Here is a 15,214-nt window from a genome sequence, read left to right as displayed (position 1 = left end):
CTCTGATTGCGACTCAGCCACGCCGTTGCGGCATCAGGAAATGGCCTGTGGCCTGCGCGAAAATACGGCTGCGGTTGTCCTGCCATGCCTCGACATGGACGCTGGCATAGCGCCGCCCCGACCGGTTGATCCGCGCCCGCGCATAGGCATCGCGCGGCAGGCCCGACCGCAGGTAATCCACGGTGAAATCGATCGTCTTGGGCAGCCGCGCCAAGTGGTCGGCATCCAGATTGTCCAGATCGAGCGCGCCGCTTTCCATGTCCTCCCAGATCAGCCCCCAACTGAGGGTGATGATCGCGGTCGCCTCAAGAAAGGCCGCCGTGGCCCCGCCATGCAGAGCGGGCAGGATCGGGTTGCCGATCAGCTGCTCGGAAAAGGGCATGATGCCGGTCAGCTCATCACCACGGCGCTCGAACTCGATGCCCAGAAAGCGAATATAGGGCACGCCTTCGACCATGGCGCGCAGCACCCCGTCGCGGCGTTGTTTGATGACCTGAACCGGCTCCGGCTTGCGACGTGTGGTCATGTGTGCCCCTCCACGGTGAAAGTGCCGGTTGCCGTGGCGACAAGGTTGTCGGCGTCCTCATCTGTTGTCGTGGCCCGCACGAAGGCGACCGAACGGGTGACGTGATAGCAGGTCGCGCGGGTGATGATCGTCTGCCCCGGTGTGGCCGCGCGCAGATATTCGATCCTAAGATCCATCGTAGCGGTGGCCGCCGGGTTGCTCGGGTGGCTCATCACCGCAGCTCCGCAGCAAGTGTCCATCAGCGCCGAGACCGCCCCGCCGCTGATCACCCCGGTCTGCGGGTCGCCGATCAGCTTGTCATCATAGGGCATGGTGATCACGGCAGAGCCATCGCCCAACTCCTGCAACTCCATCCCCAGTGCCATGGAATGGGGCAGCGCCTGAATGAACTGTCGCGCCAGCTTTAATTTGTCGGACATGCAACCCAACCCTCTGCCTCTGGTTTTGTCCTTTATCAGGGCGAGATAGCCAAAGGGCAAGACCGCCTGTTGCGCATCCCCGCGCGTGACCATAGTTTGCCGGAAGGGAGAAGATGCTTTGGACGATGAACGCCTGACATTCAAAGAGATGTGCGCGGCATTTGACGTGACGCCACGCACGTTGCGCTATTACGAGTATATCGAATTGCTGCAACCGCACCGTGAGGGGCGCTCGCGTTTCTATGGCCCACGCGAACGGGCGCGGATGAAGCTGATCCTGCGCGGCCGCAAGTTTGGCTTCGCGTTGGAGGACATCCGCCAGTGGCTGTTGATCTACGAAAAAGAGGGGACCGAGGCGCAGATGCGCACTTGGGTCACCATGGCCGATGGTCAATTGGAAGAACTGGCCGAGCAGCGCCGCCAGTTGGACGAAGCCATGGCGGAATTGCAAAAGCTGCGCGACGACACTGCCGCGGCCATCGCCTCGGACAAGGGCTGAGCGGCAGGCTCAGCGGCTGTTGCGCTGCGCCAACTGCCCGATGAGCATCTGCAAATCCGCCGTGATGCGGATCAGATCGGACACCACATCCGCGCTCGCGTCTCCGGCCAGATCGAATGCGCCGTTTTCGATGGTCTCGGACGCGCCTTTCAGCTCTGCAACCACGCGCGCGCGCGTTTCTGCCACGGAACCGTTTTTAGCCCCGCTACCTGTCTGCTCTTGTTTTTCTGACATGCACCGTGCCTCTCTAGGTCGAGCGCCCGCTCCTACAGCCCCCACGACGTGGGGTCATGTCACGCAGTCACGCGACAGCGACGCAAGGTCAACCTTGCCCTAGGGCGCGCCCTCTTTCGGGCGGCGCAGCAGCCCGGCGCCGAGCCCGCGAATGGCGGCGGTCGTGCGGTCATTCACCTCAAGCTTGGAGAAAATCCGCCGCACAATCGTATCGACTGTATGAGGCGAAATCCCAAGTATCTCGGCAATGACCCCGTTGCTCTTGCCGGTGGCGATCCATTCCAACACCTCAACCTCGCGCGGGGACAGGCCGAAATCACGCGGCGATTGGCTTTCGGCCAAGGCGCAATAGCGCAGATGCGCGATCTGGGCGGCACTGAGAAGTTTGTACAACGCCCCCGGGGCAAACGCGCCTGTTTCGCGGCAAAGCCCAGCCCCACCACGGCGGAATCCCCGCCCGGACCATGTACCCTGAGCGAAATGCCATCATTCGGATAGCGCCGCATCAATCCTTTCATATAGAGGCCTTCCGCAGAGGTAAGCCGCGCCGTGCGGGCCACATCCGACCAGTAGATCGGCATCACCTGCTGCCGGGCCAGCGCCTCCACCGGGCTTTCGCGCAGCTTTTCCACATCCAAAAACTGCGAATGCCACTGCGCCCCTACCGCGCCCTCGCCGTCGAACCGATAAAGGATCGCGGGCGCGCCGGGGCTGTCCCCGTGATAGCTGACCAGATCGATCTCAAACCGTTGAAAATAGCCAAGTCCGCAGGCCAGAATGCCCGCCGCACTCGTGGCGTTCTGCGCGCAGTGGACCAGCCCGTCTAGCGTCTTCGGCCCATTTTGATCGAAGTTTGCCATCTCCTACCCGTTTTGCTGCCCAGCGCCATGGCGGCGGCACGCGCCCGATCCTCTTTCAAACCTAAAGGAAATTTCCACGCTTATAAAGTGACGCAACGTATCACTTACGTCAACGTCAGCTCCCATTGTATCAGCAGGGTCAGCCCCAACTGAAGTCTCGAAACGACGATTGGAGAGTGATGAGATGACCGCCGACACGCTGACCATTCGCCAGATGTGCGACGCTTTCGAAGTGACCCCCCGCACCCTGCGGTTCTACGAAGCGAAAGAGCTGCTCTTCCCATTGCGCGAGGGCCAGAAACGCCTGTTCACCAAAAGCGATCGCGCCCGGCTCAAGCTGATCCTGCGCGGCAAGCGCTTTGGCTTCAGCCTCGAAGAAATCCGCCAGTTGCTCGACCTTTATCATATGGGCGACCAGCAGCAGACGCAGATCGCCGCGGCCTATGAGATTGCCCGCGCCCGTCTGGCCGACCTCGAGTCGCGCCGCGAAGAGCTGAACGAGGCCATCGAAGACCTCAAGGACCAGTTGAAATGGGGGGAAAAGATGATCGCCTCCATGAACCAACCCCGCCGCGCCGCCGAATAACCCCGGCGACGCCGCCCCTCACATCCATAAAAAGACGACCCGGAGAGCAAAGATGCCCAGTTACACAGCCCCCACCAAAGACCTGCAATTCGTTCTGCACGACGTGCTGAAGGTGACCGAAAGCAAGACCCCCGGCTATGATGAGCTGGAGCCAGATTTCACCTCCGCCATCCTCGAAGAGGCGGGCAAGCTCACCTCCGAAGTGCTCGCCCCGCTGAACGTCGTGGGCGACAAGGAAGGCTGCCGTTTGGAAAACGGCGTCGTCTACACGCCCAAAGGGTTTAAGGAAGCCTTTGAAAAGGTGAAAGAAGGCGGCTGGCCCGGCCTCGACATGCCTGAACAATACGGCGGGCAGAACATGCCCTACGTCCTCGGCACCGCCGTGGGCGAGATGTTCTCCGCCGCGAACCAGGCTTTCACCATGTACCAAGGGCTGACCCATGGCGCGGCCTCCGCAATCCTCGCCCATGGCACCGACGCGCAAAAGGACACCTACCTGCCCAAGATGGTCTCCTGCGAATGGACCGGCACCATGAACCTGACCGAGCCGCATTGCGGCACCGATCTGGGTCTGATGCGCACCAAGGCGGCCCCGCAGGAAGACGGCAGCTATAAAATCTCCGGCCAGAAGATCTTCATCTCCTCCGGTGAGCATGACATGGCCGACAACATCATCCACCTCGTGCTGGCCAAGATCGAAGGCGGGCCCGAGGGCATCAAGGGCGTGTCGCTCTTCATCGTGCCCAAGTTCATGGTCAACGAAGATGGGTCTTTGGGGGAGCGCAACGGCGTCTCCGTCGGTTCCATCGAAGAGAAAATGGGCATCCACGGCAACTCGACCTGCGTGATGAACTACGACGGTGCCACCGGCTATCTGCTGGGGACCGAACACAAGGGCATGCGCGCCATGTTCACCATGATGAACGAAGCCCGCGTTGGCGTCGGCATGCAGGGTCTGGCTCAGGCCGAGGTGGCCTATCAAAACGCGCTGGAATACGCCAAGGACCGCCTGCAGGGTCGTGCCGTCACCGGTGCCGTCGCCCCCGAAAAGCCCGCCGATCCGCTGATCGTGCATCCCGACATCCGCCGTTCGCTGATGGATCAGAAAAGCTTTGTCGAAGCCGCCCGTGCCTTCATCCTCTGGGGGGCCACGATGATCGACGCGGCGCACCGCGCCGAGGATAAGGACGCCGACGGCCTCGTGTCGCTGCTCACCCCGGTCATCAAGGGCTTCCTGACCGACCAAGGCTACGACATGACCGTGAAGGCGCAGCAGGTCTACGGCGGCCACGGCTATATCGAGGAATGGGGCATGTCCCAATTCACCCGTGACGCCCGCATCGCACAGATCTACGAAGGCGCCAATGGCGTGCAGGCGCTTGACCTCGTGGGCCGCAAACTGGCGCAGGACGGCGGCAAGCACGTCATGGCTTTCTTCGACCTCGTGAAGGGCTTCATCAAGGACAACGCAGGCCAAGACGCCGAATTCGACGCGGCCTTCCTTGAACCCCTGAAGGCGGCCAGCAAGGACCTGCAATCGGCGGGCATGTACTTCATGCAGAACGGCATGAAGAACCCCAACCACGCGCTCGCCGGGTCCAATGACTTCATGCATATGTTCGGTCATGTCTGCCTCGGCCTGATGTGGGCCAAGATGGGTCTGGCGGCGAAAGAAGCATTGAAGAACGGCAGCGGCGACGCCACCTTCTACGAGACCAAGCTGGCCACCGGCCGCTACTATATGGCGCGCCAACTGCCCGCCACGGCCCTGCACCTGACCCGCATCCAATCGGGCGCGGATACGGTCATGGCGCTTGAGGCCGCAAACTTCTAAAACGGGGGGTGGGGGCAAGCCCCCCACCCTACCCAACACCCGGAGAGACCATGCCCAAACGCTTCCGCCTGACCCGCCGCTTCCCTGTCGCCATGACCGAGGAAGGCTACCGCAGGCTAAAGAAGTTCAGCACCGACGCAGGTCTTGATGAGGGGGAAGCGCTGTCGTTCCTGTTCGAGAATTTCAACTCGGTCATGAACGAGGAAAACCTGATCGCGCGGCTGCGCCTGTTCAACGCCGAACTGGACGCCCGCAAACGCTGAACCCTTGGGGAGGGGGCCAGAAGATGCAGACCAAAACATCCAGTTGGATGACCGAAGAACACCAGATGATCGCCGACATGACGGCGCAGTTCATCAACACCGAATGGGCGCCGCATTTCGAGAAATGGCGCAAACAGGGCCAGATGGACCGCGACACATGGGCGCAAGCCGGGGAACTGGGCCTGCTCTGCCCCTCGGTGCCCGAAGAGTACGGCGGCGCTGGTGGCGATTTCGGCCATGAGGCGGCGATCCTGATCGAAGGCTCCCGCGCCAACCTCGCCTCCTGGGGCCACGGCATCCATTCCGGCATCGTGGCGCATTACATCCTCGCCTATGGCACCGAGGACCAGAAAAAACGCTGGCTGCCCAAGATGGTCTCGGGCGAGCTGGTCGGCGCACTGGCGATGACCGAACCCTCGACCGGCTCGGACGTGCAGCGCATCAAAACTAAGGCGATCCGCGAGGGCAACGCCTACAAACTCTCGGGCCAAAAGACCTTCATCACCAACGGCCAGCACGCCAACCTGATCATCGTGGCGGCCAAGACCGACCCCAAGGAAGGTTCCAAGGGCGTGTCGCTTGTGGTCGTGGAAACCGACAAGGCCGAAGGCTTCCAACGCGGCCGCAACCTCGACAAGATTGGCCTGCATGCCGCCGACACCTCCGAGCTCTTCTTCGACAATGTCGAGATCCCGCCCGAGAACATCCTCGGCCAGGACGAAGGCCAGGGCTTCTACCAGATGATGCAGCAGCTACCGCAGGAACGCCTGATCATCGGCTGCGGCGCGGTGGGCGCCATGGAAGGCGCCGTGGCGCGCACGATTCAATACTGCAAGGAACGCGAAGCCTTCGGTGGCCCGCTGACCCAGTTCCAGAACACGCGGTTCCAACTCGCCGAGGTCAAGACAAAGACCGCGGTGGCCCGTGCCTTCCTCGACGAATGCATCAGTGAACACCTGCGCGGGGAACTCAGCGTCGACAAGGCGGCGATGCAGAAATACTGGCTTACCGACACCCAAGGCGAGGTGCTGGATGTCTGCTTGCAGATGCACGGCGGCTACGGCTTCATGCAGGAATATGCCGTGGGCGAAATGTGGGCCGACGCGCGGGTGCAGCGCATCTACGGCGGCACCAATGAGATCATGAAGGAACTGATCGCGCGCAACCTCTGATCGCGCGCGGGTCGAAACACCGGCGCAGAGGTATTTGAAAAAGGATGAAGATAAGGCGCCCCCTGCCCCCTTCATCCTTTCACAAATACCTTCCGACATTTCAGCGGGTGCCGATAGAAGAGGAGGAATGACAGGTGACCATACAGCTTTATTGCTTTGGCGAATCGGGCAACGCCTACAAGGCGGCGCTGGCGCTCGAATTGTCGGGGCTCGACTGGGAGCCGGTGAAGGTGGACTTCTTCGGTGGCCAGACACGCCAGCCCGACTACCGCGCGCAGATCAACAACATGGGCGAGGCGCCGGTGATGATCGACGGCGATCTACGGCTTACCCAATCGGGCGTGATTCAGGATTACGTCGCGGAAAAGACGGGCAAATTCGGCGGGCGCGACGCGACGGAACGGCGCGAAATCCTGCGGTGGGTGCTATGGGATAACCACAAGCTCAGCTCCGTTGCCGGGATGACCCGTTTTCTGATGAACTTCCTGCCCGAAGACAAACGCCCCGCCGAGGTCATCGCCTTCAACCAGGGCCGGCTCAAGGCCGCCTATAGCGTGCTGAACGACCATCTCGACGGCCGCGACTGGATCGTGGGCGACGACATCACCAACGCGGACCTCAGCTGCTGCGGGTATCTTTATTACCCGAGCCTTTCGGTTTCGACCGCAGCGACTGGCCCCATATCGACGCGTGGCTTACGCGTCTGAGCGAAACACCGGGCTGGAAAGCCCCTATGATTTGATGCCCGGCAGCCCTGCTGACCGCGCCTGACCCGGAGGACATGACATGACCCAAGACGTATACATCTACGACGCCCTGCGCACCCCGCGCGGCAAGGGCCGCAAGGACGGCGCCCTGCACGAGGTGACCTCTCTGCGGCTCTCGGCGCAGACGCTCAATGCCCTGAAAGAGCGCAACAACCTCGAGGGCCACGCCGTCGAGGACGTGATCTGGGGCAACGTCACCCAGGTGATGGAACAGGGCGGCTGCCTGGCGCGCTCGGCGGTGCTGGCCTCGGACCTTGATGAGCGCATTCCGGGTTTGGCCATCAACCGCTTCTGCGCCTCGGGCATGGAAGCGGTGAACCTCGCTGCGAACCAAGTCAAAGGCGGCGCGGGCAACGGCTATATCGCCGGCGGTGTCGAGATGATGGGCCGCGTGGCCATGGGCAGCGACGGGGCGGCCATCGCCGTGGACCCGACGCTGGCGATGGAGAAATACTTCGTGCCGCAGGGCATCTCGGCGGATATCATCGCCACCGAGTTCGGCTTCTCGCGCGACGAGGCCGACCAGCTGGCCATGCAGTCCCAGCAGCGCGCCGCGCGGGCCTGGGAAGAGGGCCGCTTCGACAAATCCGTCATCACCGTGCGCGACCAGAACGGTCTCGCGATCCTCGACCGCGACGAATACATGCGCCCGCAGACCGATATGCAGAGCCTTGGCGGCCTGAACCCCGCCTTCCAGCAGATGGGCGAGGTCATGCCCGGCTTCGACAAGGTCGCGCTGATGAAATACCCGCATCTGGAACGGATCAACCACATCCACCACGCGGGCAACTCGTCTGGCATCGTCGACGGCGCCGCCGCGGTGTTGATCGGCAACAAGGAGTTTGGCGAGCAGCACGGGCTGAAGCCCCGCGCCCGCATCCGCGCCACCGCCAAGATCGGCACCGATCCCACCATCATGCTGACCGGCCCGGTGCCGGTGACCGAGAAGATCCTCAAGGACAACGGCATGACCATCGGCGACATTGATCTGTTCGAGGTCAACGAGGCCTTCGCCGCCGTGGTGCTGCGCTTCATGCAGGCCTTCGACGTGGACGACAGCAAGGTCAACGTGAACGGCGGCGGCATCGCCATGGGGCACCCCCTGGGCGCCACCGGCGCCATGATCATCGGCATCCTGCTCGATGAGATGGAGCGCGCCGACAAGGAAGTGGGGCTGGCCACGCTCTGCATCGCGTCCGGCATGGGTGCCGCCACCATCATCGAGCGCGTGTGAGCCGCGAAGGGAGCAAGAGAATGACCGATTTCACAATGAACAAGGATGCCGAGGGCATCGCCACCATCACTTGGGACGTGCCGGGCAAGAGCATGAACGTCATGTCCTTCGACGGCCTGCGCGATCTGGAAAAGCATATCGACGAGGCGCTGGCCGATGACGCCGTCAAGGGCATCGTCATCACCTCCGGTAAGGAGGGTTCCTTCGCCGGGGGCATGGACCTGAACCTGCTGGCGAAGATGAAGGAAGACGCGGGCGACGATCCGGCCAAGGGTCTCTTCGAGGGCACGATGCAGATGCACGCCCTGCTGCGCAAGATCGAGCGCGCGGGTATGGACCCCAAGACCAACAAGGGCGGCAAGCCCGTGGCCTGCGTGATCCCCGGCACAGCCGCCGGCATCGGTCTGGAACTGCCGCTGGCCACGCACCGGACCTTTGCCGCCGACAACCCCAAGGCGCGCATCGGCCTGCCAGAGATCCTCGTGGGCATCTTCCCGGGTGCGGGCGGCACCACGCGGATGGTGCGCAAGCTCGGTGCCATGGCGGCCTCGCCCTTCCTTCTGGAAGGCAAGATGGTCGCCCCCGCCGCCGCGCAGAAGGCCGGGATCATCGACGAGGTCAGCGAAGACCCGATGGCCGCAGCCCGCGACTGGGTGCTGAACGCCAAGGATGCCGATCTGGTCAAGCCGTGGGATGCCAAGGGCTACAAGATGCCCGGCGGCGCGCCCTACCACCCGGCGGGCTTCATGACCTTCGTCGGCGCCAATGCAATGGTCAACGGCAAGACCCAGGGCGTCTATCCGGCGGCCAAGGCGCTGTTGTCGGCGGTCTACGAAGGCGCGCTGGTGCCTTTCGACACGGCGCTCAAGGTCGAGGCGCGCTGGTTCACAAACGTGCTGATGAACCCGTCGTCGGGCAACATGATCCGCTCGCTCTTCCTCAACAAGGAAGCGCTGGAGAAAGGCGCCGTGCGCCCCGAAGGCGTGCCGGACCAGCGCGTGAAGAAGCTGGGGGTTCTGGGCGCGGGCATGATGGGTGCCGGCATCACGCTGGTCTCGGCGCAGGCCGGGATCGAAGTGGTGCTGATCGACCAGACGCAGGAGGCCGCCGACCGTGGCAAGGCCTATACCGAGGGCTATTTCGACAAGGGCATCGCCCGCAAGAAAGCCACGCCCGAGAAGAAGGCCAAGGCGCTCGATCTGATCACCGCCACCACCGATCTGGAGGCGTTGAAGGGCTGCGATCTGATCATCGAGGCGGTCTTCGAGGACCCGAAGGTGAAGGCCGAGATGACCCAGAAGGTCGAGGCCGTGATCCCGAGGATTGCATCTTTGCCTCCAACACCTCGACCCTGCCGATCACCGATCTGGCCAAGGCGTCGAGCCGCGATGAGCAGTTCATCGGCATCCACTTCTTCTCGCCCGTCGAGAAAATGCTGCTGGTGGAGATCATCAAGGGCCAAGAGACCGGTGACCGGGCCGTGGCCAAGGCGCTCGACTACGTGCGCCAGATCCGCAAGACCCCGATCGTGGTCAATGACGCGCGTTTCTTCTACGCCAACCGCTGCATCATTCCCTACATCAACGAGGGTGTGCGCATGGTGCAGGAGGGTGTCGAGCCCGCGCTGATCGAAAACGCCGCGAAGCTGGTCGGCATGCCCTTGGGCCCGCTGCAGCTGATGGACGAGACCTCGATCGATCTGGGCGCCAAGATCGCTCGTGCGACCAAGGCGGCAATGGGCGATGAATACCCGAACGACGACATCGACCCGCTGGTGTTCTGGATGGAGGAAGAGGGCCGTCTGGGCCGCAAGGCCAACGCCGGTTTCTACAGCTATGACGCCAAGGGCAAGCGCGAGGGCCTGTGGCGGGGCATGGGCGACAAGTACCCCGTGGCCGAAGAGCAGCCCGAGTTGATCGAGGTGCAGCACCGTCTGCTGTTCTCGCAGACATTGGAGGCGGTGCGCGCGCTGGAGGAAGGTGTCTTGATGGACATCCGCGAGGGCGACGTCGGCGCGATCCTCGGCTGGGGCTTTGCGCCTTGGTCCGGCGGTCCGCTGAGCTGGCTCGACATGATTGGCGCGCCCTATGCGGCGGAGCGTTGTGACCAGCTGACCGAGAAATACGGTGAGCGCTTTGCCTGCCCGGACCTGCTGCGCGAAATGGCGCAGAAGAACCAGAGTTTCTACGGACGGTTCAACCCGGACGCCAAGGCGGCGTAAGGGGGAGAGGGGCGCTTCGGCGCCCCTTTTTATTTGTCGCTCCTGCTGCCACCCGGCCCGGAATCAAGCCGCAGGCGCCGGGCCATCGCCTGCCCGTCCCCGGGTAGGCGATTTGGTGAGGCTGGGCCTGCCCTCTCGATGGCGCGTCACGGTTGAACTATAAAGTGGCAGCGACGCCGGTCGGGTCGCCGACCCACGGGCAGGCGCTGGCCCTAGTGCTCTTGGTAAACGTAGCCGAAGAGCGCGATGTCCTCGGCGCAGATATCCGCCACGATATCCCGCAATTCTGGCGTGTACGCCGCCACTCCCTCCGAAGCATTCACCCGCGGCAGCGACAGCTCGAACCCAAGATGGTCGAACAGCGGCGCCGCATCCTCGGCGAAATGCTCCAACCGGATATAGAGATCGCAACGCTCCCGCCCTGCCGCATCCTGCATGTACCGCCGCGCGGGCCATGCGCGCAGGCTTTCTCGCGTCTGCGGATGCCGCAGGAACCCCGCGAAATCCTCCGACTTCGCCAGCGCCACCGCCGGATGATCGAACCCCTGCCCCCGCAGCCAGCGATAGTAGCTCGCCACCCGGTCCCACGGGTTGCGCACCAGCGTGAAGCAGAACAGCCCCGAGAGCTCCTCCGCTGTCACCAGCCCGTCGATGTCCGCCAGCGTCGAATGCTTCCATAGCCGCCCCGCCGCCTGCACGCCCTGCACCCACCGCCGCCGCTTGCGCGCTTTCGGCGTGTCGCCCAGCATCACGTCGTCTTTCATCGCGCGATCCTCAAGCGCCAGCGCCAATGAGGTGCCCCCAGTCTTGGGGATATGCACGAAAACGTAACGCCGACCGCGACTGATGATCACTCCACCGCCTCCGGCGCGCGCAGGGTCGAAGGCTCATCGCTGCGCAGGGCGATCACCGCCCCGGCCAGTGCGATCAGCGCCATGCCCGAGAATGCCAGGGGCGGCACCTCTTGGCCCCAAAGGATATAGGCCCAGAAACTGGCGAAGATCAGCAGCGAATATTCGAAAATCGCCACATGCCCGGCCTCTCCCAATTGGTAGCCGCGCACCAAAAAGCCGATGCCGATGAGCGAGCCCACCGCCTGCACCGCGATCCAGAACCACATCGCGCCATCGAGCGGCCCCCATGTGCGGCTGACGAAACCTTCGGCCCCCGCCACCTCCGCCCCCGGCAGGACTAAAACCCCGATGCCGCCCATGACTGCCAACATACCGAAGAAGCCCGCGGTCATCACCATCGTGCTCTCCCCCTCGCACCACGCCCGCGTCGCCACGGCGCCGATGGCATAGAGCGCCCCGGCCAGCAGCGGGAGGAAGGCCACGGGGTCAAGATCGCTCGGGTCCGGGCGGATCACCATCAAGGCCCCGGCAAAGCCCACGGCCACGGCCCCCACCGCCACGGGCCGACGCGTTTGCCCTGAAACAGGGCCGAGATCATCAGCACGAAAAGCGGCGAGGTGAACAGCCCCGCCACCACCACCCCGATGGGCAGAAAAGCCAGACAGCCGAAATAGATCAACATCGCCCCGGCCTGAAACAAGCCGCGCCCGGCCACGGCCCAGAACCGCCGCGGGCGCAGAATGCCGAAGCCCAAGGCCGCGAGCACCATCAGAATGGCCACCGCCATAAGCCCGCGCAGGAAGTGAAACTGCCAGAGCGACCCGCGCTCGGTGATGAAGGGGACGAAATTGTCCGTCAGCCCCAAAGCCGCCATACCGCTCACCGCGCAAAGCGCCGCCAGCCTCGATTTTACCGCTGTGTCCTGCATCTGCCCTCCTTTTCCCTCCTGCCCTCTTTTCAAAGTCACGTCCGGGCAGCAATACTCAACCCCAAATCGCAACCAATGCCTTGGGAGGGGTCGCATGGGGTGGATGACGGATGAAAGCGGGCTTGAGAAATGCGCGGCGAATTTCGTGCCGCTCACGCCCCTGTCGCATTTGGCCCGCGCCGCAGAGGTTTTCCCGAACCAGACGGCGGTGATCCACGGCGACCATCGCGTCACCTATGCCCAGTACCACGAACGCTGCACCCGCCTCGCCGCCCTGTTGGCCGAAATCGGCGTGACCCCCGGCGATGTGGTCGCCACCCTCATCCCCAACCTGCCCGCGCAGGCCGAGGCGCATTTCGGCGTGCCCGCCTGCGGGGCCGTGCTCAACACCATCAACATTCGCCTCGATCCCGACACGGTGGCCTATATCCTCGACCACGGCGGTGCCAAGGTGCTCTTGGTCGATACCGAATTCCTGCCGCTGGCCGAAGACGCCTGCGCGCGGATGGAGGGCACCTGCCCCGCCATTATCGAAGTGCCCGATGCCCCCGCCGGTTTCCCCGCCAGCGGGCGGCACCCGCAATACGAAGAGTTGCTTGCGGAGGCGAATCCGAACTTTCGCTGGATCATGCCCGACGACGAATGGGAGAGCCTTGCGCTCAACTACACCTCCGGCACCACCGGGCGGCCCAAGGGCGTGGTCTACCACCACCGCGGCGCCTATCTGATGACCATGGGCACGGTGATCTCATGGCAGATGGTGCTGCGCCCGGTCTTCATGCAGATCGTGCCGCTGTTTCACTGCAACGGCTGGAACCACACATGGATGATGCCGCTTCTGGGCGGCACGCTGGTCTGCTGCCGCGACATCACCGCGGCGGCGATCTACGAGGCCATCGCCGAGCATGGCGTCACCCATTTCGGCGGCGCGCCCATCGTGCTGAACATGCTGGTCAACGCGGACGCAGAAGACCGCCGCGCCTTCGATCACCGGGTCGAGGTTTTCACCGCGGGCGCGCCCCCGGCCCCGCGACCCTGTCGAAGATCGAAAAGCTGGGGTTCAACGTCACGCAGGTCTATGGGCTGACCGAAACCTTTGGCCATGTCACCGAATGTCTCTGGCAAGGCGCATGGGACGGGCTGCCAGAGCCTGAGCGCGCCGGGATCAAAGCGCGCCAAGGTGTCGCCATGCCGATGATGGAAGAGATCACCGTGATGGACGCCGAGATGGCCCAAACCCCACGTGACGGCGCGGCGCAGGGCGAGATCATGATCCGCGGCAATGCGGTGATGAAAGGCTACCTCAAGAACCCCGAGGCCACGGCCGAAGCCTTTGCGGGCGGCTACTTCCACTCCGGCGACATCGCGGTGCAGCATCCCGACGGCTACATCCAGATCGCCGACCGGGCCAAGGACATCATCATCTCGGGCGGAGAGAATATTTCGAGCGTCGAGGTCGAGGGTGTGTTGATGGGCCACGGCGCGGTCAACCTCGCCGCCGTGGTGGCGCAACCGGATGAGAAATGGGGCGAGGTGCCCTGCGCCTTTGTCGAGCTGAAACCGGGGGCGGAGGCCAGCGAAGAGGCGCTGATCGCCTTCGCCCGCGCGCGCCTTGCCGGGTTCAAAACGCCCAAGCGGGTGGTCTTTGGCGAACTGCCCAAAACCTCCACCGGGAAGATCCAGAAGTTCGAATTGCGCAAACAGGCGGCGGCCCTCTAAGGCGGGCATTATGTCACCTGCCATTGCTGATCCCGCAGCGCGTGGTAGAGTGGCGAAAACTGACAGGCCCGCAGCAGAACCCCATGACCGCCTTGACAAAATACGCCCGGCTCGAAGCGACGGGCCTTTGGCGCGCCACGCCCGATGCGCAGCGGCGCGAGGTGATCGTCTCTATCGGTGACGCGACGCTGGTGATCAGCGATCTCAAGGATCAGGCGCTGACCCATTGGTCGCTGGCCGCCGTCGACAGGGCCAACCCCGGCCAAACCCCCGCGCTCTATCATCCAGACGGCGATCCGGGTGAAACGCTGGAACTGCCCGACAATGAAACCGAGATGATCGAGGCCATCGAAAAGCTGCGCCGCGCGATCAACCGCAGCCGTCCCAAGCCGGGGCGTTTGCGGTCGGTCGGCATGTTGGCCTCCGTCGCGGTGGTGGCGGCGCTGGCGGTCTTTTGGATGCCCGGCGCGCTGCGCGATCATGCGATCAAAGTGGTGCCAGAGGTTAAACGTGTCTCTTTGGGCACGGCGCTGCTCAAGCGGCTTGAACGTGTCTCTGGCCCCGCCTGCGAAAGCCCCGGTGGCAGCGCCGCGCTGGCGCGGCTCACCAAACGGCTGGAGGTCGGGCGCGTGGCGATCCTGCCCGATATGACCCGCGCCAGCCTGCATCTGCCGGGCCGTCTCATCGTGCTCGACCGCGCGGTGCTGGAGGATTACGAAGAGCCCGATGTCGCCGCGGGCTATGTGCTGACCGAGGATGTGGCGCGCCGGGAGCATGACCCGCTGCGCGCCCTTTTGGAGGCCGTGGGCCTGCGCGAGAATTTCCGCCTGCTGACCACCGGCGATATCTCTTCCGAGGCGCTGGATGCCTATGCCGAGCAACTGCTGATGCGCCCCGCCGCGACACCGCCGGTCGAGGCTCAACTGGCGCGATTTGCCCAAGCCGAGCTGCGCAGCAAGCCCTATGCCTTTGCGCGTGACATTACCGGCGAAAGCACCCTGCCCCTGATCGAAGGTGACCCGATGAACGGCAAGCTGACCGCGCCGCTGATGTCGGATGCCGATTGGCTGAGATTGCAAAGCATCTGCGGCGGCTGAC

Annotated in this window: 15 protein-coding genes and 4 pseudogenes; 11 read left to right on the top strand and 8 right to left on the bottom strand. The window is 63.7% G+C overall.

Annotation, left to right across the window (positions count from 1 at the left end; all coding sequences use genetic code 11):
- Positions 1 to 13: 13 nt before the first annotated feature.
- Positions 14 to 526 carry a PaaI family thioesterase gene (locus CUR85_RS11205; RefSeq protein ID WP_067261189.1) on the bottom strand — a complete coding sequence of 171 codons (513 nt, stop codon included), beginning with the start codon at positions 524 to 526 and terminating at the stop codon, positions 14 to 16.
- Positions 523 to 945 (bottom strand): PaaI family thioesterase, encoded by a 423-nt coding sequence (locus tag CUR85_RS11200; RefSeq protein ID WP_067261213.1) that lies wholly within the window; start codon positions 943 to 945, stop codon positions 523 to 525. The genes CUR85_RS11205 and CUR85_RS11200 overlap by 4 nt, the downstream gene beginning before the upstream one ends.
- Positions 946 to 1,063: 118 nt before the next feature.
- Between CUR85_RS11200 and CUR85_RS11195 the strand changes: the two genes are divergently transcribed.
- Complete coding sequence (locus tag CUR85_RS11195) at positions 1,064 to 1,444, top strand: MerR family transcriptional regulator (RefSeq protein ID WP_067261191.1); 381 nt, start codon at positions 1,064 to 1,066, stop codon at positions 1,442 to 1,444.
- Between the two features lie 9 nt (positions 1,445 to 1,453).
- On the opposite strand, the gene CUR85_RS11190 is transcribed toward CUR85_RS11195, so the two are convergent.
- From CUR85_RS11190 to CUR85_RS20555, 3 genes and pseudogenes are all read right to left on the bottom strand, one after another.
- Positions 1,454 to 1,630: a hypothetical protein gene (locus tag CUR85_RS11190; protein WP_156505595.1), complete on the bottom strand. Its 177-nt coding sequence runs from the start codon at positions 1,628 to 1,630 to the stop codon at positions 1,454 to 1,456.
- Positions 1,631 to 1,777: 147 nt separating this feature from the next.
- Positions 1,778 to 2,071: a response regulator transcription factor gene (locus tag CUR85_RS11185; RefSeq protein ID WP_136720450.1), complete on the bottom strand. Its 294-nt coding sequence runs from the start codon at positions 2,069 to 2,071 to the stop codon at positions 1,778 to 1,780.
- Positions 2,072 to 2,094: 23 nt separating this feature from the next.
- Positions 2,095 to 2,538: pseudogene (locus CUR85_RS20555) on the bottom strand (autoinducer binding domain-containing protein); the annotation flags it as partial.
- Between the two features lie 184 nt (positions 2,539 to 2,722).
- Between CUR85_RS20555 and CUR85_RS11180 the strand changes: the two are divergent.
- The 7 genes and pseudogenes from CUR85_RS11180 (at position 2,723) to CUR85_RS11150 (ending at position 10,615) form a co-directional block, all read left to right on the top strand.
- The gene (locus tag CUR85_RS11180) at positions 2,723 to 3,124 is read left to right on the top strand and encodes a MerR family transcriptional regulator (RefSeq protein ID WP_067261195.1); all 402 of its coding nucleotides are present in this window, start codon (positions 2,723 to 2,725) and stop codon (positions 3,122 to 3,124) included.
- Positions 3,125 to 3,176: 52 nt separating this feature from the next.
- Positions 3,177 to 4,958, top strand: coding sequence for an acyl-CoA dehydrogenase C-terminal domain-containing protein (locus CUR85_RS11175; RefSeq protein WP_067261197.1), 1,782 nt, complete (start codon positions 3,177 to 3,179; stop codon positions 4,956 to 4,958).
- Between the two features lie 50 nt (positions 4,959 to 5,008).
- Complete coding sequence (locus tag CUR85_RS11170) at positions 5,009 to 5,221, top strand: hypothetical protein (RefSeq protein WP_067261198.1); 213 nt, start codon at positions 5,009 to 5,011, stop codon at positions 5,219 to 5,221.
- A 23-nt stretch (positions 5,222 to 5,244) separates the two neighbouring features.
- Entirely contained in the window at positions 5,245 to 6,393 is a 1,149-nt protein-coding gene (locus CUR85_RS11165; RefSeq protein WP_067261200.1) for an acyl-CoA dehydrogenase family protein, read from the top strand.
- Between the two features lie 134 nt (positions 6,394 to 6,527).
- A pseudogene (locus CUR85_RS11160) lies at positions 6,528 to 7,164 on the top strand (glutathione S-transferase family protein).
- 15 nt (positions 7,165 to 7,179) lie between these two features.
- Positions 7,180 to 8,394: an acetyl-CoA C-acetyltransferase gene (locus CUR85_RS11155; RefSeq protein ID WP_067261203.1), complete on the top strand. Its 1,215-nt coding sequence runs from the start codon at positions 7,180 to 7,182 to the stop codon at positions 8,392 to 8,394.
- 20 nt (positions 8,395 to 8,414) lie between these two features.
- Positions 8,415 to 10,615 (top strand): annotated as a pseudogene (locus tag CUR85_RS11150) (3-hydroxyacyl-CoA dehydrogenase NAD-binding domain-containing protein).
- Between the two features lie 212 nt (positions 10,616 to 10,827).
- Here CUR85_RS11150 and CUR85_RS11145 read toward each other — a convergent pair.
- The 3 genes from CUR85_RS11145 to CUR85_RS11135 are packed head-to-tail and all read right to left on the bottom strand — an operon-like array spanning position 10,828 to position 12,397.
- Complete coding sequence (locus CUR85_RS11145; protein ID WP_067261207.1) at positions 10,828 to 11,469, bottom strand: sulfotransferase family 2 domain-containing protein; 642 nt, start codon at positions 11,467 to 11,469, stop codon at positions 10,828 to 10,830.
- The gene (locus tag CUR85_RS11140; protein WP_280322640.1) at positions 11,466 to 12,029 is read right to left on the bottom strand and encodes a DMT family transporter; all 564 of its coding nucleotides are present in this window, start codon (positions 12,027 to 12,029) and stop codon (positions 11,466 to 11,468) included. The genes CUR85_RS11145 and CUR85_RS11140 overlap by 4 nt, the downstream gene beginning before the upstream one ends.
- Complete coding sequence (locus CUR85_RS11135; RefSeq protein ID WP_280322639.1) at positions 11,987 to 12,397, bottom strand: EamA family transporter; 411 nt, start codon at positions 12,395 to 12,397, stop codon at positions 11,987 to 11,989. The genes CUR85_RS11140 and CUR85_RS11135 overlap by 43 nt, the downstream gene beginning before the upstream one ends.
- Here CUR85_RS11135 and CUR85_RS20550 point away from each other — a divergent pair.
- The 3 genes and pseudogenes from CUR85_RS20550 to CUR85_RS11125 all read left to right on the top strand — a co-directional run.
- Positions 12,303 to 13,642: pseudogene (locus CUR85_RS20550) on the top strand (AMP-binding protein); the annotation flags it as partial. The gene CUR85_RS11135 and the pseudogene CUR85_RS20550 sit on opposite strands and share 95 nt — an antisense overlap.
- A complete protein-coding gene (locus tag CUR85_RS20545; RefSeq protein ID WP_425520159.1) occupies positions 13,625 to 14,116 on the top strand; it encodes an AMP-binding enzyme in 492 nt (163 codons plus the stop codon). The pseudogene CUR85_RS20550 and the gene CUR85_RS20545, both read left to right, overlap by 18 nt.
- 83 nt (positions 14,117 to 14,199) lie before the next feature.
- A complete protein-coding gene (locus CUR85_RS11125; protein WP_067261212.1) occupies positions 14,200 to 15,213 on the top strand; it encodes a hypothetical protein in 1,014 nt (337 codons plus the stop codon).
- Position 15,214: the final 1 nt, after the last annotated feature.

The sequence above is a fragment of the Sulfitobacter faviae genome (genome assembly GCF_029870955.1).
In the GTDB taxonomy this organism is placed as follows: domain Bacteria; phylum Pseudomonadota; class Alphaproteobacteria; order Rhodobacterales; family Rhodobacteraceae; genus Sulfitobacter; species Sulfitobacter faviae.
This window is presented reverse-complemented; position numbering and strand designations above follow the sequence as displayed.